Annotated in this window: 12 protein-coding genes; 4 read left to right on the top strand and 8 right to left on the bottom strand. The window is 66.1% G+C overall.

Annotation, left to right across the window (positions count from 1 at the left end):
• Positions 1-34 precede the first annotated feature (34 nt).
• Entirely contained in the window at positions 35-1,492 is a 1,458-nt protein-coding gene (gene gltX / locus C3E87_RS06280; protein WP_076060705.1) for a glutamate--tRNA ligase, read from the bottom strand.
• Between the two features lie 74 nt (positions 1,493-1,566).
• Here gltX and C3E87_RS06285 point away from each other — a divergent pair, with 74 nt between their 5' ends.
• Together C3E87_RS06285 and C3E87_RS06290 are read left to right on the top strand one after the other, a co-directional pair.
• Complete coding sequence (locus tag C3E87_RS06285; RefSeq protein WP_083665448.1) at positions 1,567-2,172, top strand: DUF4112 domain-containing protein; 606 nt, start codon at positions 1,567-1,569, stop codon at positions 2,170-2,172.
• 24 nt (positions 2,173-2,196) lie between these two features.
• The gene (locus tag C3E87_RS06290) at positions 2,197-3,876 is read left to right on the top strand and encodes a glutamine--tRNA ligase/YqeY domain fusion protein (RefSeq protein ID WP_076060708.1); all 1,680 of its coding nucleotides are present in this window, start codon (positions 2,197-2,199) and stop codon (positions 3,874-3,876) included.
• A gap of 124 nt (positions 3,877-4,000) precedes the next feature.
• On the opposite strand, the gene C3E87_RS06295 is transcribed toward C3E87_RS06290, so the two are convergent.
• The 7 genes from C3E87_RS06295 to C3E87_RS06325 all read right to left on the bottom strand — a co-directional run bounded on the left by C3E87_RS06295 (position 4,001) and on the right by C3E87_RS06325 (position 17,910).
• On the bottom strand, positions 4,001-9,307 hold the full coding sequence (locus tag C3E87_RS06295) for an alpha-L-fucosidase (protein WP_143570922.1): 5,307 nt from the start codon (positions 9,305-9,307) through the stop codon (positions 4,001-4,003).
• Between the two features lie 235 nt (positions 9,308-9,542).
• Positions 9,543-10,736, bottom strand: a complete 1,194-nt coding sequence (gene tuf / locus C3E87_RS06300) for an elongation factor Tu (RefSeq protein ID WP_076060712.1) — start codon at positions 10,734-10,736, stop codon at positions 9,543-9,545.
• Between the two features lie 182 nt (positions 10,737-10,918).
• The gene (locus C3E87_RS06305; protein WP_076061009.1) at positions 10,919-11,380 is read right to left on the bottom strand and encodes a GNAT family N-acetyltransferase; all 462 of its coding nucleotides are present in this window, start codon (positions 11,378-11,380) and stop codon (positions 10,919-10,921) included.
• A gap of 77 nt (positions 11,381-11,457) precedes the next feature.
• Complete coding sequence (gene fusA / locus C3E87_RS06310) at positions 11,458-13,539, bottom strand: elongation factor G (protein WP_255362911.1); 2,082 nt, start codon at positions 13,537-13,539, stop codon at positions 11,458-11,460.
• A gap of 82 nt (positions 13,540-13,621) precedes the next feature.
• Positions 13,622-14,092: a 30S ribosomal protein S7 gene (gene rpsG / locus C3E87_RS06315; protein ID WP_076060714.1), complete on the bottom strand. Its 471-nt coding sequence runs from the start codon at positions 14,090-14,092 to the stop codon at positions 13,622-13,624.
• Complete coding sequence (gene rpsL / locus C3E87_RS06320) at positions 14,092-14,463, bottom strand: 30S ribosomal protein S12 (protein ID WP_076060716.1); 372 nt, start codon at positions 14,461-14,463, stop codon at positions 14,092-14,094. Before rpsL ends, rpsG begins: the two co-directional genes overlap by 1 nt.
• 351 nt (positions 14,464-14,814) lie before the next feature.
• Positions 14,815-17,910, bottom strand: coding sequence for a discoidin domain-containing protein (locus tag C3E87_RS06325; RefSeq protein WP_158069054.1), 3,096 nt, complete (start codon positions 17,908-17,910; stop codon positions 14,815-14,817).
• Between the two features lie 454 nt (positions 17,911-18,364).
• Here C3E87_RS06325 and chvE point away from each other — a divergent pair, with 454 nt between their 5' ends.
• Positions 18,365-19,504, top strand: coding sequence for a multiple monosaccharide ABC transporter substrate-binding protein (gene chvE, locus C3E87_RS06330; protein ID WP_076060721.1), 1,140 nt, complete (start codon positions 18,365-18,367; stop codon positions 19,502-19,504).
• 78 nt (positions 19,505-19,582) lie between these two features.
• Positions 19,583-21,118, top strand: coding sequence for a multiple monosaccharide ABC transporter ATP-binding protein (mmsA, locus tag C3E87_RS06335; RefSeq protein WP_076060723.1), 1,536 nt, complete (start codon positions 19,583-19,585; stop codon positions 21,116-21,118).

Consider the following 21,118-nt stretch of genomic DNA (forward strand, 5'->3'; position numbering starts at 1 on the left):
TCGGCAGTGAGCAGACGTCTGACCTCAGAGACGACTAGAGGGCTTCCCGCAGACGCCTCAGGCGTGCCAGCGAAGACTCCCGACCGAGGATCTCCATGGACTCGAACAGCGGCGGCGACACCCGGCGGCCCGAGATGGCCACGCGGATCGGCGCGAAGGCGAACTTCGGCTTGATGCCCATGCCCTCCACGAGGCGCTCCTTCAGCGCCGCCTGGATGGAATCGGTGTCGAACGGCACCTGCTCAGCCACCGCGATGGCGGCGTCCAGCACCTCGGCGGCGTTGTCCGCCAACGCGGCCGCAGCGTCATCGTCGACGGTGAGTTCACCGTCGGTGATGAAGAGGTAGTCGAGCTGCGGCAGGGCGTCCTTCAAGAGCACGAGCCGTTCCTGGATGATCGGCACCGCCTTGCGCAGCACCTCCACCTGTTCGGCCGACGGCGTCCAGTTGGCCTCCTCGAACCTCATGATCCGGTCCGCCAGTTCTTCGGCGGACAACGAGCGGAGGTAGTGGCCGTTGAGCCAGTCGAGCTTCTTCAGGTCGAAGATGGGGCCGACGGGGTTCACCTTCGCCCAGTCGAACTCCTCGACGAACTGATCGAAGGTCTTGACCTCCTGCTCGTCGTCACCGGCGTACCCGAGCAGCTGCAGGAAGTTGCGCACCGCCTCCGGGAGGTAGCCCTCCTCCTTGAACCACATGAGACGGGCGGCAGGGTTCTTCCGCTTGGAGATCTTGGACTTGTCCGTGTTGCGCAGCAGCGGCATGTGGGCGAACTGCGGCAGTTCCCAGCCCAACCACTGGTACAGCAGGACGTGCTTCGGCGTCGAGGAGATCCACTCCTCGCCGCGCACCACCGTGGTGATACCCATGAGGTGGTCGTCGACCACGACGGCCATGTGGTAGGTCGGGAAACCGTCGGCCTTCAGGATCACCTGGTCGTCGGGGCGGGGTGCCTTCACCTCGCCGCGCACGATGTCCTGGAACGTCAGCGGAACGTCGTCGGGGATGAGCATCCGCACGACGGGGGTCTGCGAGAAGCCGGCGAGCTGGGCGCGCTCGTCGCGGGTCATCCCGTGGCACAGGCGGTCGTAGCCCGTGACCGAGGCCTTGGACTGCTCCTGCTCGCGGCGCAGCTCGGCGAGGCGCTCAGAGGAGCACCAGCAGTAATAGGCGTGGCCCGCCTCGACCAGCTGCTCGACGAACGGGCGGTAGGTCGTCAGCCGCTCCGACTGGCGGTAGGGGCCGTGCTCGCCGCCCACGTGGGGCCCCTCGTCGGGCTGCAGGCCGAGCCAGGCCAGCGACTGGTAGATCTGGTCCTCAGAGCCCGCCACGAGGCGGGCCTGGTCCGTGTCCTCGATCCGCAGGACGAACTGTCCCCCCGTCTTGCGGGCCCAGGCCAGGTCGAACAGCGCCATGAAGGCGGTTCCGACGTGGGGGTCTCCGGTGGGCGACGGGGCGACGCGGGTGCGGGCGGGGATCACTGTTTCGCTCATAGTGGCCCCAGCCTATCGGGCCTCACCCGTGGGGCTACTGGTCTTGCCCCCCAACTCGCGCAACACTGGAGCCTATGACTCAGGAACCGCCCCCCACGCCGGCCAGCGCCATCGAGCGCGCGCGCAAGGTGGCGGAGGAGGCGCTGTCCGGTTCAACCACAGACCCGAAGCTGAAGGCCGCCCGGGACAGGACGAAGCGGGACCTGGGCGACGTGCCGAAGGAATCGCCGGCGAAGCTGACCCGCGCCCTCTCGTACGTGCTCGACGACCTGGTGCAGGTGCCCGGTACCAAGATCCGTATCGGCGTGGACCCGGTGCTGTCCATCGTGCCGTGGGCAGGCACCGCCGTGGGAGCCGTGTTCGGCGGCAGCATCCTCGTCGACGCGATCCGGCTGCGTGCCCCCATCCCGGTCATCGGCCGCATGGCCTTCAACTCGCTGCTCGACTGGCTGCTCGGCATGATCCCCTTCGTCGGCGCCATCTTCGACGCGGCGTACCGCTCCAACAAGAAGAACCTCAAGCTCCTCAACGGAGCCATCGAGAACCGCGAGCTGGTCAAGCAGTCGTCCGTCCGTTACTGGATCGTGGTGGGGGCCCTGGTGGCGGTGCTGCTGGCCGTCGTGATCGCCATCCCCATCCTGCTGATCCTGGGGCTCGCAGACCTTGCCGCCACGCGTTAGCCGGAGCGTGCTAACTTACCCGTCATGACGGAGTCATCAGCCAAGCCCTCGAACTTCATCTACGATGCGGTGCGAGCTGACGTCGAGCAGGGCAAGCGTGGCGGCCGGGTCCAGACCCGTTTCCCACCCGAGCCGAACGGCTACCTGCACATCGGGCATGCCAAGGCCATCGTGGTCGACTTCGGCGTCGCCACAGACTTCGGCGGCATCTGTCTGCTGCGGCTGGACGACACCAACCCGGAGACCGAGGAGACCAGCTTCGTCGACTCCATCATCGAGGACATCGAGTGGCTGGGCTACGAGCCCGCCGACGTGCGCTACGCCTCGGATTATTTCCAGAAGCTCTACGACTGGGCGGAGCAGCTCGTCGAGAAGGGCCTGGCTTACGTTGACGACCAGGACGGCGACGCGATCTCCGCGGGCCGCGGCGGCTTCGGCAAGCCGGGGGTCAACTCCCCGTACCGCGACCGGAGCGTCGAGGAGAACCTCGACCTGTTCCGCAAGATGCGCGCCGGCCACTACGCCGACGGTTCGCGCGTGCTGCGCGCGAAGATCGACATGTCGCACGAGAACATGCAGCTGCGGGACCCAGTGATGTACCGCATCCGCAAGGTCGCGCACCACCGCACCGGCGACGACTGGCCGATCTACCCCAACTACGACTGGGCCCATGGCCAGTCGGACGCGATCGAGGGCACCACGCATTCACTGTGCACTCTCGAGTTCGAATCGCACCGCCCGCTCTACGACTGGTTCCTGGAGCAGCTCGGCGTCGAGGACGGCCCTCGCCAGTACGAGTTCGCCCGCCTGGAGTTGACGCACACCATCACCTCGAAGCGCCGCTTGGCGCGGCTGGTGATGGACGGCGTCGTCGACGGGTGGGACGACGCCCGGATGCCGACGCTCCGCGGCCTGCGGCGCCGCGGCTATCCGGCGGCGGCGATCCGCCAGTTCATGCTCGAGGTGGGCACCACCCGCACGAACTCGCGCCAGTCCATCGAGGCGCTCGAGTCCTACGTGCGGCGCGAACTCAACGCCACGGCCCAGCGCCGTATGGTGGTGCTCAACCCGTTGAAGCTGCGCATCACCAACTGGCCCGTCGACGACAACGGGCAGCCGGTGGTGGAGCACTTCGAGGTGTCCAACAACCCGGAGCGCCCTGAGGACGGCACCCGCCAGGTGGAGTTCACGGGCGAGCTGTGGATCGAGCAGGACGACTTCCGCGAGGTCCCCCCGCCGAAGTACTTCCGCCTCTCCCCCGGCCGCGAGGTGCGCCTGCGCGGCGCCTACTTCGTGACCGCCACCGACGTGGTGAAGGACGAGAACGGCGAGGTCGTCGAGGTGCTGGCCACGTACGACCCCGCGTCGAAGGGCGGCAATTCGCCCGACGGGCGCAGGGTGAAGTCGACGATGCACTGGGTCTCGGCCGAGCATGCGGTACCGGTGCGGGCGGCGCTGTACGAACGGCTGTTCACGACAGAGGCCCCCGGCGAGGCGACGGGCGAGGCGCTCGACGACCTCAACCCGAACTCGCGTCAGCTGGTCGAGGGCTGGGCCGAGGAGGCGCTGGCGGACGCTGCGCCCGGCGAAGTGGTCCAGTTCGAGCGTCTCGGCTACTTCGCGGCCGACCTCGACGAGGAGATGCTGTTCCACCGGACCGTCGGCCTCCGCGACGAATGGGCGGCGATCCAGAAGCGCGGCTGACGCGACGGCAGCACCCTTCCCAGCCGCGGTACGCAGGGGCGGTGACTCACAGGTCCCAAGACGCGAGAGGGCCCCGGAGCTTGCGCTCCGGGGCCCGTCGCTATTCAGCTGCCAACCCTGCGGGTCAGCCGCGCTTCTCCGGCCCTCCGAACATCACGATGTTGTTGAAGACCCACTGGTTGCTCTGCGAGAAGGCGTAGCCCCCCGCAGGCTTGGCGGTGGCGGCGTACACCGTCGTCATCGTGTAGGAACGGCACGCGCCCCTCCCCGTCGCGGCGGTGTCGCACTCCGTCTTCCACTGACGGCCGGCAGACGTGAACAGCCCACCGGTGGTGGATGCCAGATCGCCCAGCGGGTTGCCCTTCCACGCCGCACGCGTCATGTACGGCAGGTACGTCAGGTTGTTGAACGCCCAACCCGATTCGCGGACGAACTGCCCGTCCTTCACCTTCACCACCGTGGCCCAGATCTCCGTGCGGCACCGCTCGGTCTGCGAGTAGGCCTCACACTGCGTGAACCACTGCCGACCGTTGAACTCGTGCTTGCCGGGCTCCGTGTAGGGCGCAGTCCGGACGAACGTGTCGGAAGGCTTGGTCGGCGTCGTCGTCGGCTTGGCCGAGGGCTTCACCGAGGGCTTCACCGAAGGCGACTTCGACGGGCTCGGCGACACCGACGGGGTCGGCGACACCGACGGGCTCGGCGACGCCGAGGGCGAAGCGCTCGGCGACGGCGACGGCGACGAAGCCGGCGTCACCGTGACCGTTGCGGTACCGGCGGCCGTTCCGTCGGTGGCCCTCACCGTCGCGGTACCGACGGCCTGGCCGGCCGGCACGGTGATCCGTGCCGTGGCCACGCCCACCTCGTTGGCGGGCACGGTCACCGTGCTGTCCCCGAGCGTCACCGTCACGTCGGCGCCGGGCACGAACCCGATGCCGGTCACGGTCACCTCGGACCCCTGCTCCGCCGTCGTCGGGGTCACAGACACCCGCGCGTCGGTCAGCGGGGCGTCGGTCAGGTCAGCCACCTCGACGGGCCCTCGGAGGTTGAGCTCCGCTACCTGCGCCCACGGCTGGCTCTGCCCGCCGGTCCCGGTCACGGCCGACGTGGACGTGAGACGCAGGTACCGCGCGGTCACGGGCTGGTCGAAGGTGACCGTCTTGGCGTCGGTGTTCGACGCGTCGAAGGTGCCCTTCGCCACCTGCGTGTAGACAGCATCCGCGGGGTTCGCGAAAGACCGGCCCTGCAGTTCGGTCGCGGTCCGCGTGCCGAAGGTGCCCGTCGCCGAGTGCACCTCGAAGCCGACGATCTGCCCGTTACAGGCTGCCGGATTGATGGAGGAGCCACACGCCGACTTGGGACGGGGCACGTACGTCAGCGACCCGACGGTCTGCACGGACCCGAGATCCACGGTGATGAAGTGGGGGTGGGTCGGATTGCTCCCCTGCCACTGCGTGTGCCAGAACGACGCCGGGTTGCCGTCGACGGCGGCGGTGACGTAGCCGTTGCCCCCGCCTTCGGCCGGTTCCGCCGAGTTCCACGCCACGACGCCGGAGATGGCGACCGGGGCGGCCGGGTTCACCAGGGCGATCTGCGCCGACACAGCGCCGGTCTCACCCGTCGGGGTCAGCACCGTGGCGGTGATCACTCCCGACGTGCCCGACTGCGGCGCCCGCACCGTGACGGTGGCGATGCCATCGCCGGCGGGAACCCACTGACGCGAGGGGGAGACTACCCAGCCTGCCGGAGCATCCACGACCAGCACGCTGTCGGCGGGCAGACCGTTGGTGATCAGCGAAATGGTCTGGGTGGTGCCCAGCGTCATACCGGTGGGCTCGCTGGCCAGCTCCACCAGCGGAGCGCGGCTGACCACGAGCTCGAAGGTGACACTCGCGGACCCGCCGCGACCGTCGCTGACAGTGACCGTCACCTGGCTGGTGCCCGTGGCAGTCGGTGAGCCGGAGATGAGGCCGGTCTCGGCGTTGAGGGTGACGCCGGCCGGGAGGCCGGTCGCCGAATAGGTCAACGCGTCCCCATCGCGGTCGGACGCGAGGATCTGGATCGCGACGTCGCGCTCGACGATGGCGCTCTGGGCGCCGACATCGGTGATGCGGGGCTCACGGTTGCTGTCGGGATCGACGAACACCTCAAGGTTCTGGCTCGCGTCGTACGACGCGAACCAGTCTTCGGCCGGGGCAGCACCGATGGTGGGCATGACCTTACCGTCGTACGTGGTGACCACGACGGGCTCGTCCGCAGTGCCGTAGGCCCACAGGCGGGCGCTGGAGTCGTCACACGAGGTGCCCGACTTGAAGAAGACCGTCGCACTCGGCGCCAGGTCCAGGGTCCGCAGCTGCTCAAGCGAGTTCAGCGGCGCGGTCTGGGTGCCGGGGCCGGCGGTCGGGGCTTCACAGTCGATCCAGATGTCCGTGGGTCGACCGGGGTCCTGCTCCAACGTTTGGTAAAGCGACAGGTTCGCGATGCCGTAGGTGCCGCGTGCCGAGGGTACGGTGACGCGGAATTCCTGGGCGGTCACGGGGGTGTCGAGACGCCAGATGCGGTTGACACCGACGGCACGCCCGGTGGCGATCTGCTGCCAGTTGCCGGCGACCTTCGCCTCGACCTTGACCTCGCGGATCTGCTGGCCGTGGTCCGCGGCGTCCTCGCTGAGGCTGATGCGGTTGACGCGCTGGGGCGAGCCGAGGTCGATCAGCAGCGGCGTGGTGTCGTCGCCGCCATCGGAGACCCACGACGAGCGGCTGTTGCCGTCGGTGATGTCGTGGGTGGTCTCGCTGCCGACGGTGACCGCGCGGCCGAGTGCGAGGTCGTTGCCGAACGCCTTGCGACGCAGCTGTGCGAAGTCCATGATCGCGTCGACGTTGGATTGCGACAGTCGACCCTCCGTCGTCGGGGGCACGTTCAGCAGCAGGACGGAGTTGCGGCCAACGGATGCATCCCAATGGTTGTCCAGCAGCGCCTGCCCCGTCTTCGGGGTGTCCTTGCCCGGGCCCCAGAACCAGCCCGGGGTGAGCTTCATGTCGGCCTCGGACGGCCACCAGTGCAGGTGGCTCGCCCGTCCGTCCTGCGTGGCGGAGACGATCTGGTCGTCGAAGCCGTACAGCTGGTCGAAGTTGCCCGATTGGACGGCGCCGATCCTGCCGCCGGGTTCGCTCTCCTTGACCGGTACGACAGCCCACTCGTCATTGCGGGCCCAGCCGTGCTCATTTCCGACCCAGCGGATGTCGCGGCCACCCACGGCGATCTGCGCCTTGGGTTGCAGCTTCTTGATCAGGTCGTAGTACGCCGAGTAGTCGAAGCGCTCGGTGCCGGAGGTGTTGCCGCCGGCACCGTCGAACCACACCTCGTCGACCTGGCCGTACTGGGTGAGGACTTCGTACAGCTGGTTCAAGAAGTACTGGCCGTAGTCGGTGGCGTTGTAGTTGTAGGTCGGCAGGTCGCCGGCGGCCACTGCTGCCGAGCGGTCATCACCCTCCACCAACGTCGGAATGGTGCGGGGCGTCGCTGAGGAACCGTTGGCGTAGATGCCCTTGATCTCGGCATTCGAGTCAGCCGGTGACAGGTACAAGCCCACGCCCATGCCGTACTTGTGCGCGGCTTCGGTGAACTCCTTGACGATGTCGCCTTCGCCGTTCTTCCACGGGGAGGCGGAGATGTCGTAGTCGGAGTAGCGGGTCGGGTAGGACAGGAAGCCGTCGTGGTGCTTGACGGTCAGCACTGCCATCTTCATGCCGGCGTCGCGCAGGTTCTTCAGCCACGAGTCGATGTCGGCGTTGGTGGGATTGACCTTCTCCGCCGGGTAGGTGCCGTAGCCCCACTCGATGTTCTCGAAGGTGTTCGGGCCGAAGTGCAGGAAGCCGGTGTACTGCAGTTCCTGCCAGTCGAGCTGCTCCGCCGTCGGGCGGACGGCGCTGGCCTTGGCAATGATGTCTTCGCGGCAGTCCTCCGCGCTGACCGCGACGAAGTTTCCAGTCTCGAAGGGGCCGCCTTCGCAGGTGGCGACCGGATCCAGCGTCTGGAACAGGAAGGCTTCACTGCGGAACGCCTCGTTCAGCTGGGCCAGGCGGGCGCGCTGGATGGTGCCGGTGAATCCGCGGTCGAGGCCGGCGGTGTTGACGTCGTTTCCGAAGGCGGTGCCACCGGGGATGGCCTGACGCATCAGCGTGGTGGCGGTGATGGTGGGACCGGCCACGCCGTCGAGCCAGAGGTGCATCTTCGCGCCGCCCTCGGGCTGCGGGTCGTAGGCCACCGAGAGGACGTGCGACGCTCCAGCGGCCGGAAGCGCGATGGTGGCGATGTGATTGGACCAGTTGCCCGCGGTTCCCGTGGGGTTGCTGGAGAAGCCGTAGCGTAGCTGCCCGTCCTGGTAGCGGACGAAGGAGTTGCCGCCGAGCGCGAAGATGGTGGCGAGGGTGCGCTGCGTGGCCGAGGGCGTGAACTCGAGCTCGGCGACGAAGCCGGCGTCGAGATTCACCGCGCTGAGCGGGTTCGGGTCGGCCAGGAAGTTGAGCGCGTGCGTGGCGGCGCTCAGAGTCGCCTGACCGCCGCCGACGGTGGCGCCGTCACGGGACGTCAGGGCACCTTCCACGGTCTCCCCCGCCGCGGGCACGTAGGCCGTGCCGTTGAGCGAGCCGTCGAACGAGACGTCGAGCAGGTCGGTGGTCAGGGCACGCGGCTGGAACTCGAAGGCCACGTCGGCCGAGCCGTCGGTGGCGGCGACGCGGACCTCGTGCAGCGTGCCGGGCATCCCACGGTCCTGTCCCGCCGGGTGCACGTCATTGCCGAAGCCGAACATGTTCGCCGAGCCGCTCGCCACCACGAGGGGGTGCGGGCCCGTGACCGGGGGCATGGCGACCCCGTCGAGCATGAGGTCGACGGTGGTCTGGGCAGCCGTGTAACGGTAATGCAGTGAGATCGCATGGCGTTCGCTGTCCGACGGCAGCTCCACGTCGCGCGTGTGCTTGGTCCAGGATCCGCCGAGGTTCGTGTCCCAGCCGTAGCGCAGCTTGCCGTCCTGCGCACGGACGTAGAAGTTGCCACCCGCGGACATGATCGTGTCGAAGTGGCCGACGGCGTTGGGGGTGTACTGCACCTCCATGAGGAAGCTCTTGGTTCCGCTGTCGAGCGCGAAGTTGTTCGGCAGGAACCGGATGCCCTCGGTTCCTCCGGCGAGGACGACGCCCTCGCCGGGCACCTGGTCCTCGTTCCCGTCCATTCGCTGCAGCGTGCCGCGCTTGAGCTCGGTTCCCTGGGCGGTGTAGTCCTCTGTGCCCACGAGAGAGCCGCCGAACGCGACGTTCAGCGAGTCGCCCTCTGCAGCTTGGGCGGGTTGAAGGGTGGGGGTCATGGTTGTGGCGAGAGCCACAGCGAGGGCACTGACGAGCACCTTGCTGAAGCCTGCGAATCGCTTGCGCACGGGCATTGGTCTCCGATCCTGATCAGCTCTGATCCAGTGACGTCATGCTAGACCGCGGTGTTAGCGTTGCCACGATGTGGACAACGCGACTGCGCGGTAGCCCTACGCGAGAGGGTGCAGCCCACCCACGGGTTCGGCGTCATTCCGCTTCGGGGCGGAGCCGGCAGAGGAGCGGGAACGGCGAAGGGGCCGCACAGCCAAGCTGTGCGGCCCCTTCGCGGATCAGTAGATCAGATCACTTGAGGATCTTGGTGACATTGCCTGCACCGACGGTACGGCCACCTTCACGGATGGCGAACTTGAGGTTCTCCTCCATGGCGATCGGCTTGTTGAGGTGCACGGTCATCTCCGTGTTGTCGCCGGGCATGACCATCTCGGTTCCAGCGGGGAGCTGGACGACGCCGGTCACGTCGGTGGTGCGGAAGTAGAACTGCGGGGAGTAGTTCGAGAAGAACGGCTTGTGACGGCCGCCTTCTTCCTTGTTCAGCACGTAGACGTTGGCCTCGAAGTCGGTGTGCGGGGTGGTCGAGCCCGGCTTGATGACGACCATGCCGCGCTCGACGTCTTCCTTCTTGGTGCCGCGGAGCAGCAGGCCGACGTTCTCGCCAGCGCGACCCTCGTCGAGGATCTTGCGGAACATCTCAACACCGGTGACGGTGCTGGTCTGCTTCTGCTCACGGATGCCGATGATGTCGACGGTGTCGCCGGTGTTGACGACGCCGCGCTCGATGCGGCCGGTGATGACGGTGCCACGACCGGTGATCGTGAAGACGTCCTCAACAGGCATCAGGAAGGGCTTGTCGGTGTCGCGCTCGGGCTGCGGGATGTACTCATCCACGGCCTCCATGAGCTCGAGGACCGACTTGCTCCACTTCTCGTCGCCGTTCAGGGCGGGGAATGCGGCAACGCGGACGATCTTGGTGTCTTCGAAGCCCTGAGCGGTCAGGATCTCGTCGAGTTCCATCTCGACCAGGTCGATGAGGTCAGCGTCATCGTCGTCGATCATGTCGCACTTGTTGAGCGCGACGACGATCGCCGGCACGCCGACCTGGCGAGCCAGGAGAATGTGCTCGTGGGTCTGAGCCATCGGGCCGTCGGTGGCGGCGACCACGAGGATGGCGCCGTCCATCTGAGCCGCACCGGTGATCATGTTCTTGACGTAGTCAGCGTGTCCGGGGCAGTCGACGTGCGCGTAGTGACGCTTCTCGGTCTGGTACTCGACGTGCGAGATCGAAATGGTGATACCACGCTGGCGCTCTTCGGGCGCCTTGTCGATCTGGTCGAACGCCGAGGCAGAGTTCCACTGCGGGTACGCGTCGTGCAGCACCTTCGTGATCGCCGCGGTGAGAGTGGTCTTGCCGTGGTCGACGTGTCCGATGGTGCCGATGTTGCAGTGCGGCTTGGTCCGCTCAAACTTGGCCTTTGCCACGAGGGCTCCTTCTTGGATCTCGCCACGCACTCTGCGCAGCTCTAGATTTTCGGGGTTCCTGATGCCGGTAGGGCACAAGGGACTCATTCATTTTTGTGCAGTGAGCGCCGATAGTCAAACCAGAGGTGCTCACACTGATCGGCCAGTCTAGCGAATAGGTTCGAACTGCGGAGCGGCGAGGTTCAGATCCGGTCCCGATTGCCTATGGCCGAGGGCCGCAGCATCGAGATGTGGGCGATGCCGGCCTCCTCGAACTGCTCCGCCACCGGCCTGAACCCGAAGCCCGCATACAGGGCCTGGACGTAGGTCTGTGAGTGCAACACCATCGGCTGGGTGCCCAGGCGGTCCACGGCCTCCCGGATGAGCACGCGGGCCAGCCCCTCACCTCGCCGGTCGCTCCGTACCGCCACCCGGCCCAGCGCCCAGGAGGCGCCGTATTCCGGCGTGGCGAGCCTGAGCGTGCGCAGGTAGGCCGCCGCTCCCCCGTCGTCGTGGATGGCGTAGTGCAGCGTCTGCGGTGCGCGGTCGTGCGCGTCGAAATCCTGGACGTCGGCACGCTGCTCCACGTAGAACACCACCGAGCGCAGCACGGCGATGTCGAAGAACTCGTCCTTGCCCAGTTCGGCCCAGGTCCTGATCCGCATGTCCACAGCGTCACTGTATAGAAAACCGGCCGGGAGCTTTCGCTCCCGGCCGGTCTCACACATCGTGGGGCCGAGTGCTACTCGCCCTTCGCCTTGGCGACGATCTCTTCCATGATGTTCTTCGGGGTCTCGGCGTAGGAATCGAATTCCATCGAGTAGTTGGCCTGGCCCGAGGTCTTCGAGCGCAGGTCACCCACGTAGCCGAACATCTCCGAGAGCGGCACGAGCGCCTTGACGACACGGTTGCCGTGAAGCTCGTCCATGGACTGGATCGAGCCACGACGCGAGTTCAGGTCACCGATGACGGTGCCCAGGTAGTCCTCGGGCGTGGTGACCTCGACGGCCATGACGGGCTCCAGGATTGCCGGGTCCGCCTTGCGCGCGGCTTCCTTGAAGGCCATGGAGCCGGCGAGCTTGAACGCCAGCTCCGAGGAGTCGACGTCGTGGTAAGCGCCGTCGGTCAGCGTCACCTTGATGTTGTCGACCGGGTAGCCGGCGAGCACGCCGAACTGCAGGGCCTCCTTGACGCCGGCGTCCACCGCGGGAATGTACTCGCGGGGGATGCGGCCGCCGGTGACGGCGTTGACAAACTCGTAGCCGGAGCCGGGCTCGGTGGGCTCGAGGTCGATGATGACGCGCGCGAACTGGCCGGAGCCACCGGTCTGCTTCTTGTGCGTGTACTCGACCTTCTGCACCTTGCGGCGCAAGGTCTCGCGGTACGCGACCTGCGGCTTGCCGATGTTCGCCTCGACCTTGAACTCCCGCTTCATGCGGTCGATCAGGACGTCGAGGTGCAGCTCACCCATACCGGCGATGATGGTCTGCCCGGTCTCCTCGTCGGTGTGGACCCGGAAGGTGGGGTCCTCCTCCGCGAGACGCTGGATGGCGTGCGACAGCTTCTCCTGGTCGGACTTCGTCTTCGGCTCGATCGCCTGCTCGATGACGGGGTTCGGGAAGGTCATCGACTCCAGCACGATGGGGTTGGCCGGGTCGCACAGGGTCTCGCCGGTGGTGGTGTCCTTGAGCCCCATGACCGCGCAGATCATGCCGGCACCGATGGAGGGGATCTCCTCACGCTTGTTGGCGTGCATCTGGTAAATCTTGCCGATGCGCTCCTTGCGGCCCTTGGTCGAGTTGAGGACCTGCGAACCAGACTGCAGGACGCCGGAGTAGACGCGCACGAAGGTCAGGCGACCCAGGTGCGGATCGGCGGCGACCTTGAAGGCGAGGGTCGACAGCGGCTCGTCGTCGGAGGGGTGACGCTCGAGCTTGACGTCCTCGTGGCCGGGCTTGAAGCCGTCGATGGCGGGCACGTCGAGCGGCGACGGCAGGTAGGCGACGACCGCGTCGAGCAGGGGCTGCACGCCCTTGTTCTTGAACGAGGTGCCACAGACCACGGCGGTGAACGCGTTGGTGATGACGCCCTTACGGATGGCCGCCTTGACCTGCGCGACCGAGGGCTCCTCGCCTTCCAGGTACAACTCCATGATGTCGTCGTCCACGTCCGCCACCCGCTCGATGAGCGTGGCGTGGGCAGCCTCGGCCTCGGCCCGGAGCTGGGCGGGGATCTCCTCGACGTCGTAGTCCTCGCCCATGGCGGTCTCGCCGCGCCACGTCAGCGCGCGCATCTCCACGAGGTCGACGACGCCCAGGAAGTCACCCTCGGAGCCGATGGGCAGCTGCAGCAGCAGCGGATCGGTGTTGAGGCGCTCGCGGATCGTCCTGACGACGTGGCTGAACGAGGCGCCGGTGCGGTCGAGCTTGTTGATGTAGCAGATGCGCGGCACGCCGTACTTGGTGGCCTGGCGCCACACGGTCATCGACTGCGGCTCGACGCCGGCCACGCCGTCGAACACCGCAACGGCGCCGTCGAGGACGCGGAGCGAACGCTCGACCTCGACCGTGAAGTCCACGTGCCCGGGGGTGTCGATGATGTTGATGAGGTGTTCGTGCCAGAAACAGGTCGTCGCGGCGGACGTGATCGTGATGCCGCGCTCCTGCTCCTGCTCCATCCAGTCCATGGTGGCTGCGCCGTCATGGGTCTCACCGATCTTGTGGTTCTTGCCGGTGTAGAACAGGATGCGCTCGGTCGTGGTGGTCTTGCCGGCATCAATGTGCGCCATGATGCCGATGTTGCGAACCTTGTTCAGGTCGGTCACAGTTCGGTCCTTCTCGAGTATCGAAGAGTCAAGTCGTTAGACGGTGAGAGCCCCCGTACCCTGCGGTACGGGGGCAGCTGAATCACCAGCGGTAGTGGGCGAAGGCGCGGTTGGCCTCGGCCATCTTGTGCGTGTCCTCGCGGCGCTTCACGGAAGCACCCAGACCGTTCGAGGCGTCGAGAATCTCGTTCATGAGACGCTCGGTCATCGTCTTCTCGCGACGAGCGCGGGAGAAGCTGACGAGCCAACGCAGCGCCAGAGTGTTCTGACGGCCGGGCTTGACCTCGATCGGCACCTGGTAGGTGGCGCCACCGACGCGGCGGGACTTGACTTCGATCGAAGGCTTGACGTTGTCGAGAGCCTTCTTCAGCGTCTGCACCGGATCGGTACCGGTCTTGGCGCGGGCGCCCTCGAGGGCGTCGTAGACGATGCCCTGGGCGACGGACTTCTTACCGTCGAGCAGGATCTTGGAGACGAGCTGCGAAACGAGCGGCGAACCGTAGACGGGGTCGATGACCACGGGACGCTTCGGGGCGGGACCCTTGCGAGGCATTACTTCTCCTTCTTGGCGCCGTAGCGGCTGCGGGCCTGCTTGCGGCCCTTGACACCCTGGGTGTCGAGCGAGCCGCGGACGATCTTGTAGCGCACACCGGGGAGGTCCTTCACACGACCACCGCGCACGAGCACCATCGAGTGCTCCTGGAGGTTATGGCCGACGCCCGGGATGTAGGCGGTGACTTCGATGCCGGAGCTCAAACGCACACGCGCGACCTTACGGAGCGCGGAGTTCGGCTTCTTCGGCGTGGTGGTGTACACGCGAGTGCACACGCCGCGGCGCTGGGGCGAGCCCTTCAGCGCGGGCGTATTGCTCTTGGACGGTTTGTCCCTGCGGCCCTTCCGGACCAGCTGCTGAATAGTTGGCACCTGTTTGGTTTCACTTTCGTTGTCTGGATATTGGCGGGGGTTTCCCTGGCGCAGGTCTCCGTGTCATCGTTCCGGGTCACCGTTCCGGGCAGAAACACAGTTGGCTGCCGTGCGAACACCGCACGCGTCAGGGATCCTCGCAACGTTTAGGACCTGAGCGTCATGCCAGGGCACGCACAATCGCGCCCTAGTCCGGGCACGCTTGCCAAGATTACTCCACCGGTGCCTGAGGGTCAAAAATCCCGCGGACCAAAATGGCACCCCCTAGTGAGGTGCCGCCAGCCCCCCGTCACACAAGCCGGCCGCCCTCCCGTCAGGGAAGGCGGCCGGCTCACACCCTCAGGTGCACCGTCAGCGCTTCTCCGGTCCCCCGAACATCACGATGTTGTTGAACACCCACTCGTTGCTCTGGCTGAAGGTGTACCCACCGGCAGGCTTGGCGGTGGCGGCGTACACCGTCGTCATCGTGTAGGAGCGGCACGCGCCCCTGCCTGTGGCGGCGGTGTCACACTCGGTGCGCCACTGACGCCCACCGGAGGTGAACACACCGTCGGTGGTCGAGCCCAGGTCGCCCAGCGGGTTGCCCTTCCAGGCCTCCCGCGTCATGAACGGCAGGTACGTCAGGTTGTTGAACGCCCACCCCGACTCCCGGACGAACTGGCCGTTGTCCACCTTGACCACCGTCGCCCAGATCTCCGTGCGGCAACGCTCCGTCTGCGAATACGACTCGCACTCTGTGAACCACTCACGACCGTTGAAGTCGTGCTTCCCGGGCTGGGTGTACGGCGCAGTGCGGACGAACTTGCCCGTGCCCGCAGTAGCAGTGGGCTTCACCGTCGGCGACTTCGACGCAGTCGGCGACACCGTCGGCTTCACGGTCGGCGTCACAGACGGGGAAGGCACTACCTTCGGCTGCACCGAGATGGTGAATTCCATCAGAGCCACGTTGCCCGCAGCGTCGGTGACCAGCACCGTCACCTCGTGGTCACCGACCGCGTTCGTCGTGCCCGATATCACGCCTGTCTGGGCGTTGATGGTGAGTCCAGCAGGTAGGCCGGTTGCGGAATGGGCCAGTGGCGTGGAGTCATCCTCGGCCGCGATCCGGATGGTCGCGGCCACGCCCGAGGTGACCTTGGTGGTGGCCAACTGCGTGACGGCGGGCGCGGAAATGTCTCCCTGAGGATCGATCTCCACTGCGGGGATGATCACCTCGTAGATCGAGAGATACGGAGTCAATGCCTTCTCCGTCACGTTGATCCGCACGTACCGGGCGTCGACCCGGTCGAACTCCAGTTGGTCCACCCGCTCCCCGGTGCTCTGGCCGCTCTTGGCGGTGACTTCTGTCCAGGTCACTGCGTCGTCCGAGACGAGCACGGTGTAGGCGGCGGCAGCAGCCGCTTCCCAATGGACCTGAACCTGATCGATGGCGCTCCGGACACCGAGATCAATCTGCAGCCACGTGGGCATTGCATAACTGGCGGACCAGCGGGTGCGCAGATTGCCGTCGACGGTGTTCTCCGGACCGAACGCCGGCGCTTCGTTACCGGAAGCCGTGGCTGTGGCTCCGTCAGTCAGCGGACGCGGCCCGTTGACCACGGCCTCCCAGGCGCTCGCACCCGCTTGGGACTTGGCCGAGACCCGCACATAGCGGCCGATCATGGCCTCGAACTCGACGCTGTTGCCAGTGGCGTGCACCGCGGCGGCGCGCCAGTTCTCGCCGTCGTCGGAGATCTCCACGTGGTACGACGTGGGCAGGGGTTGGGCCCAGGCCACGTCCACGCTCGCGATGGTGCTCAACGCACCGAGATCAACCACGAAGGAGGGGTCCTTCTGCGTGCTGGCCCACCGCGTCGTGCGGCTGCCGTCGGTGAGCGCCGCAGCCGGACCCTCCGGAGTGCTGGACGAAGCGGTGACGCTGGCGTTGCGGCTCAACTCGACGGTACCGGGCGGCGACACCGCACCGATGGTGGTCAGACCCGGGCCCCGCCCGATCTCGCGGACTCCGGCGGTGAACTCGGCGTAGGTGCGCGTCGGGGTCTGTGCATTCCACGTCTTCTGGGAGATGACAGGGAAGGAATCCTCGATCAGACCGTCGACGTCGAGTTCGGTGTAATCGGCGTCCACCAGGTCGTTCCACACCGCGAACCGGGCGCCGTTGGGCGCACCCGCCGGCACGATGTCGGTGGCGTCGAGCCTGTTGGGCAGCCACACGTCGTAGAGCCGCTGGTTGTTGAGGCCTTGGCCGTGGTAGTAGTTCGCGAACGGCACCACGTAGAGGGTGGAGTCGTTCATGTTGATGTACTCGTAGCCGTCAGCCTCTGCGCTGGCCATGCCGTACCAACCGTTGTTCCAAGCGCCGATCAGCACGTCACGGTCATAGCCGGCAGCTGAACCGTGCATCACCGTCATGGAGCCCCACGCGGCCGGCTTCTTGCCGTGGCTGCGGATGTACGCAGCCATCTCATTGAAGAAGTCCCGGTACTCCTCGGCCTCTGCTCGGCTGTACTCATCCGCGCCGAAGTGGACGACCGGGCCCTCGAACCAGTCGATGAACTCGCCGAAGATCATCTTGATCATCTCGCGCGTCTCCGGCTTGGAGAGGTCGAGCATGTCGTCGTCGCCTCCGTTGAGTCCCAGTTCGGGGCGCCACTGGATGAACGCCAGCGAGTGTGCAGGCACGTCGATCTCGGGCGTGATCACGACGGCGTTATCAGCTGCGGTCTCCTCGAAGGAGCGCCAGGTCTCTCGGTCGTAGCTGCCGTCCTCAGCCGCGAGACCGGCCAACTCGGGGTTGTCCGAGGCGAGGCGGAAAGCGGCGTACCCGTCCTGCCAGCCCGTGCTGGGGCGAGGGATCTGGTTGTCGTTCAGGTGGATCTGGAAGGAGTTCAGCTTGTACCAGCCCATCATCTTGATGTAGTCGCGCAGGAACTCGGGTGTGAAGTAGCGGCGGCCGACATCGAGCATGAAGCCACGGTCGGCGTAATCGGGCCAGTCGTGCGCCGTACCGACGGGGAACTGGTCGCGTCCCTCTGACTGCATCAAGCCCTGCAGGAGAGTGCGCGTTCCGTAATACAGACCCTGCTCACTGTGAGCGGTGATCGTCACCTGGTCCTCGCCGGCGACAAGCTCGTAGCCCTCGGCGTTGAACAACTCGCCGGCCCCCGTGACGCTGAGCTCCTCATCTATCAGCAGGACGATATCCGCGGAGCCCGTGGTCGTGGTGGTCTGCGCAGGGAAGCCGGTGTAGGCGGTGAGGTCATCGACGAAGCGGCCGGCGAGATCCGCGGCTTCTGGCGCGGCGACGGTCGTCGGTCCATCCGCATCCTGTTGGAAGTTGCCTTGGCCCCCCACCCATTGCTGTAGTTCCGGAACGATGAGCGGTGCGGCGTTGGGCTGCGCGTTCGCGTGCGGTGCCGCAAACGTGCTGCCGACCATCGCCACTGCCATGATGGGGACAAAATACCGAGCCAGTGATTTCACCATGAATCCTTTCGACGCCCCAAGACACCATCCCGGGGTTCCTTGTGTCTGCAGGTCGGGGCGATGTGCTCACCCACCTTGAGCAACACCACCAACGGCCGCTCAGCCTTCAGCACCGGGTTCGGGGCAGGACCGATCGGCTCGAACGCGTCTGCGCAGGGCGCGGATGATACCGCGGCGCCACCACGATCAGCAGTGGGGGTGGCTTGGGGATTCGTTATGAAACCGAGACTGACCGATTGCGCGATTCACGTTGACGGGGGCCTCTCAGTTGAGCACCATGTGACAGAGAAAACCGTTTCACGGGTCCTCGTATGCCGCCCCGTGTCACACATGCCGATTCGTCGGAGAGGGCATCAGAGCCCCACCCAGGGATGGCCAGAGTTGGCCTCCACTGATCCGTTTCTAGGAGGAAACGATAATGAAGCTCAATCGTCGCGGGTTCATCGGGCTGGGCGCTGCCAGCGTTGCCGTCCTCGGTCTGGCCGCCTGCGGAAATGACACCGCCGCACCCGGTACCGATCCGACCACCTCCGCCAGCGCCGGCGGAGGCGAAGCGGCAGCCGGCGGCAAGGTCGGCGTCTCGATGCCCACCCAGACCTCGGAGCGCTGGATCGCCGACGGCGACGCCGTCAAGTCGCAGCTCGAGGAGGCCGGCTTCGAGGTCGACCTGCAGTTCGCCAACGATGACATCCCGACCCAGTCGCAGCAGGTCGACCAGATGATCACCCAGGGCGTCAAGGTCCTCATCATCGCCGCCATCGACGGCACCGCGCTCGCACCGCAGCTGGATGCAGCGGCCGCAGCCGGCATCAAGGTGATCTCGTACGACCGTCTGATCCGCGACTCGGAGAACGTCGACTTCTACGTTTCCTTCGACAACTTCAAGGTCGGCGTCGCTCAGGGCCAGTCCCTCATCGACGGCCTCGCTGAGCGCTTCAGCGCCGAGAATCCCGCCAACATCGAACTGTTCGCCGGATCGCTGGACGACAACAACGCCCACTTCTTCTTCGACGGCGCCATGTCGGTCCTGCAGCCGAAGATCGATGCGGGCGAGTACGTCGTCCCCTCGGGCCAGACCTCCATCGAACAGGCCGCCATCCTCCGTTGGCAGCAGGAGACCGCGCAGAAGCGCATGGAGGACCTCCTCACCGCCAACTACGGCGACAAGAAGCTCCACGGCGCCCTGTCCGCCTACGACGGTCTCTCGCGCGGCATCATCACCGCTCTGGAGAACAACGGCTACGGCGGCGAGACCTTCCCCATCGTCACCGGTCAGGATGCCGAGATCGCTTCGGTCAAGCTCATCAACGACGGCATCCAGTACTCGACGATCTTCAAGGACACCCGTCTCCTGGCTGAGCAGGCCGTCAAGGCCGCCGTCGCACTGCTCGAGGGCAACGAGCCCGAGGCCAACGACACCGAGACCTACGACAACGGCATGAAGGTCGTGCCGTCGTACCTCCTCGACGTCACCACCGTCACCAAGGACAACGTCACGGAGGCTCTGGTGGACACCGGCTACTGGACCCAGGAGCAGGTCGACTCCGGCGTTGCCTGATCCCGGGTAACTGACGTGATGGGGCCGGTGGTTGAATATCAACCGCCGGCCCCATCCGAGATTGAAAGCAGGCATACCTTGAGCGACATCATTCTCGAGATGCGCAACATCACCAAGGAATTCCCCGGTGTGAAGGCGCTGTCAGACGTGAATCTCAGCGTGCGGCGTGGCGACATCCACGCCATCTGCGGTGAGAACGGAGCCGGCAAGTCCACCCTCATGAAGGTGCTGTCAGGCGTCTACCCGCACGGAACCTACGATGGCCAGATCTTCTTCGATGACGAAGAGGTCAAGTTCAACTCGATCAACCAGTCCGAGGCCAAGGGCATCGTCATCATCCACCAGGAGCTGGCACTGGTCCCCCAGCTGTCCATTGCGGAGAACATCTTCCTCGGCAACGAGCAGGCGCAGAACGGCCGCATCAACTGGCACAAGACGAACCAGCGGGCAGCCCAACTGCTGCGCCAGGTGGGCCTCGACGAGAACCCCACCACCCTCATCCAGGACATCGGCGTCGGCAAGCAACAGTTGGTGGAGATCTCGAAAGCCCTCTCCAAAGAGGTCAAGTTGCTGATCCTCGACGAGCCCACGGCCGCCCTCAACGACACTGATTCAGCACACCTTCTCGGCCTGCTGCGCCAACTGCGTGAGCAGGGCATCACGTCGATCATGATCTCCCACAAGCTCAACGAGATCATCTCCATCGCCGACGCCAACACGATCATTCGTGACGGAATGACGATCGAGACCCTCCAGAAGGGCCCGGAGATGCAGCAGAGCCGCATCATCAAGGGCATGGTCGGCCGTGACCTCGAGCACCTCTACCCGCAACACGAGCCAAAGATCGGCGAGGAACTGTTCCGCATCGAGGACTGGTCCGTCATGCACCCCACCATCCCGGGGCGCAAGACCATCGACGACGCCAGCCTCAACGTCCACGCCGGCGAGATCGTCGGCATCGCCGGCCTCATGGGCGCAGGTCGTACCGAACTCGCCATGAGCGTGTTCGGCGAGGCGTGGGGCCACAAGGTCAGCGGCAAGGCATACCTGCACGGCAAGGAGACGAACCTCTCCTCCGTGCACCAGGCGATCGACGCCGGCTTGGCGTACGCCACAGAGGACCGCAAGCGGTTCGGCCTCAACCTGATCGACGACATCCGCCGCAACATCTCCGCCGCCTCCCTCGACCGGCTCAGGACTCCTCTCGGTTCTGTCAATGCCAACGAGGAGATCAAGCGCGCCGAGCAATTCCGAGGCAGCATGCGCATCAAGGCACCATCGGTGATGACGATCGCAGGGCAGCTGTCCGGCGGTAACCAGCAGAAGGTCGTCCTCTCCAAGTGGATGATGACCGAACCCGAGGTGCTCATCCTCGACGAGCCGACCCGTGGAATCGACGTCGGCGCCAAATATGAGATCTACACGATCATCAACTCACTCGCCGACGCAGGCAAGGCCGTCATCGTGATCTCGTCCGAGTTGCCCGAACTGCTCGGCATCTGCGACCGCATCTACACGCTGGCCTTCGGGCGCATCACCGGCGTCCTGGATCGGGGCGAAGCAAACCAGGAGAACCTCATGACACTCATGACCAAGGAAAGGGAGGCTGTCTGA

The sequence above is a fragment of the Tessaracoccus sp. ZS01 genome, assembly GCF_022342445.1.
Taxonomy (GTDB): Bacteria; Actinomycetota; Actinomycetes; order Propionibacteriales; family Propionibacteriaceae; genus Arachnia.

Excerpts from the sequence above, each read along its gene's own strand:
- chvE (WP_076060721.1), top strand. The coding sequence starts at position 18,365 with ATGAAGCTCAATCGTCGCGGGTTCATCGGGCTGGGCGCTGCCAGCGTT.
- gltX (WP_076060705.1), bottom strand. The coding sequence starts at position 1,492 with ATGAGCGAAACAGTGATCCCCGCCCGCACCCGCGTCGCCCCGTCGCCC.
- C3E87_RS06285 (WP_083665448.1), top strand. The coding sequence starts at position 1,567 with ATGACTCAGGAACCGCCCCCCACGCCGGCCAGCGCCATCGAGCGCGCG.
- C3E87_RS06290 (WP_076060708.1), top strand. The coding sequence starts at position 2,197 with ATGACGGAGTCATCAGCCAAGCCCTCGAACTTCATCTACGATGCGGTG.
- C3E87_RS06325 (WP_158069054.1), bottom strand. The coding sequence starts at position 17,910 with ATGGCAGTGGCGATGGTCGGCAGCACGTTTGCGGCACCGCACGCGAAC.
- rpsG (WP_076060714.1), bottom strand. The coding sequence starts at position 14,092 with ATGCCTCGCAAGGGTCCCGCCCCGAAGCGTCCCGTGGTCATCGACCCC.
- C3E87_RS06305 (WP_076061009.1), bottom strand. The coding sequence starts at position 11,380 with ATGCGGATCAGGACCTGGGCCGAACTGGGCAAGGACGAGTTCTTCGAC.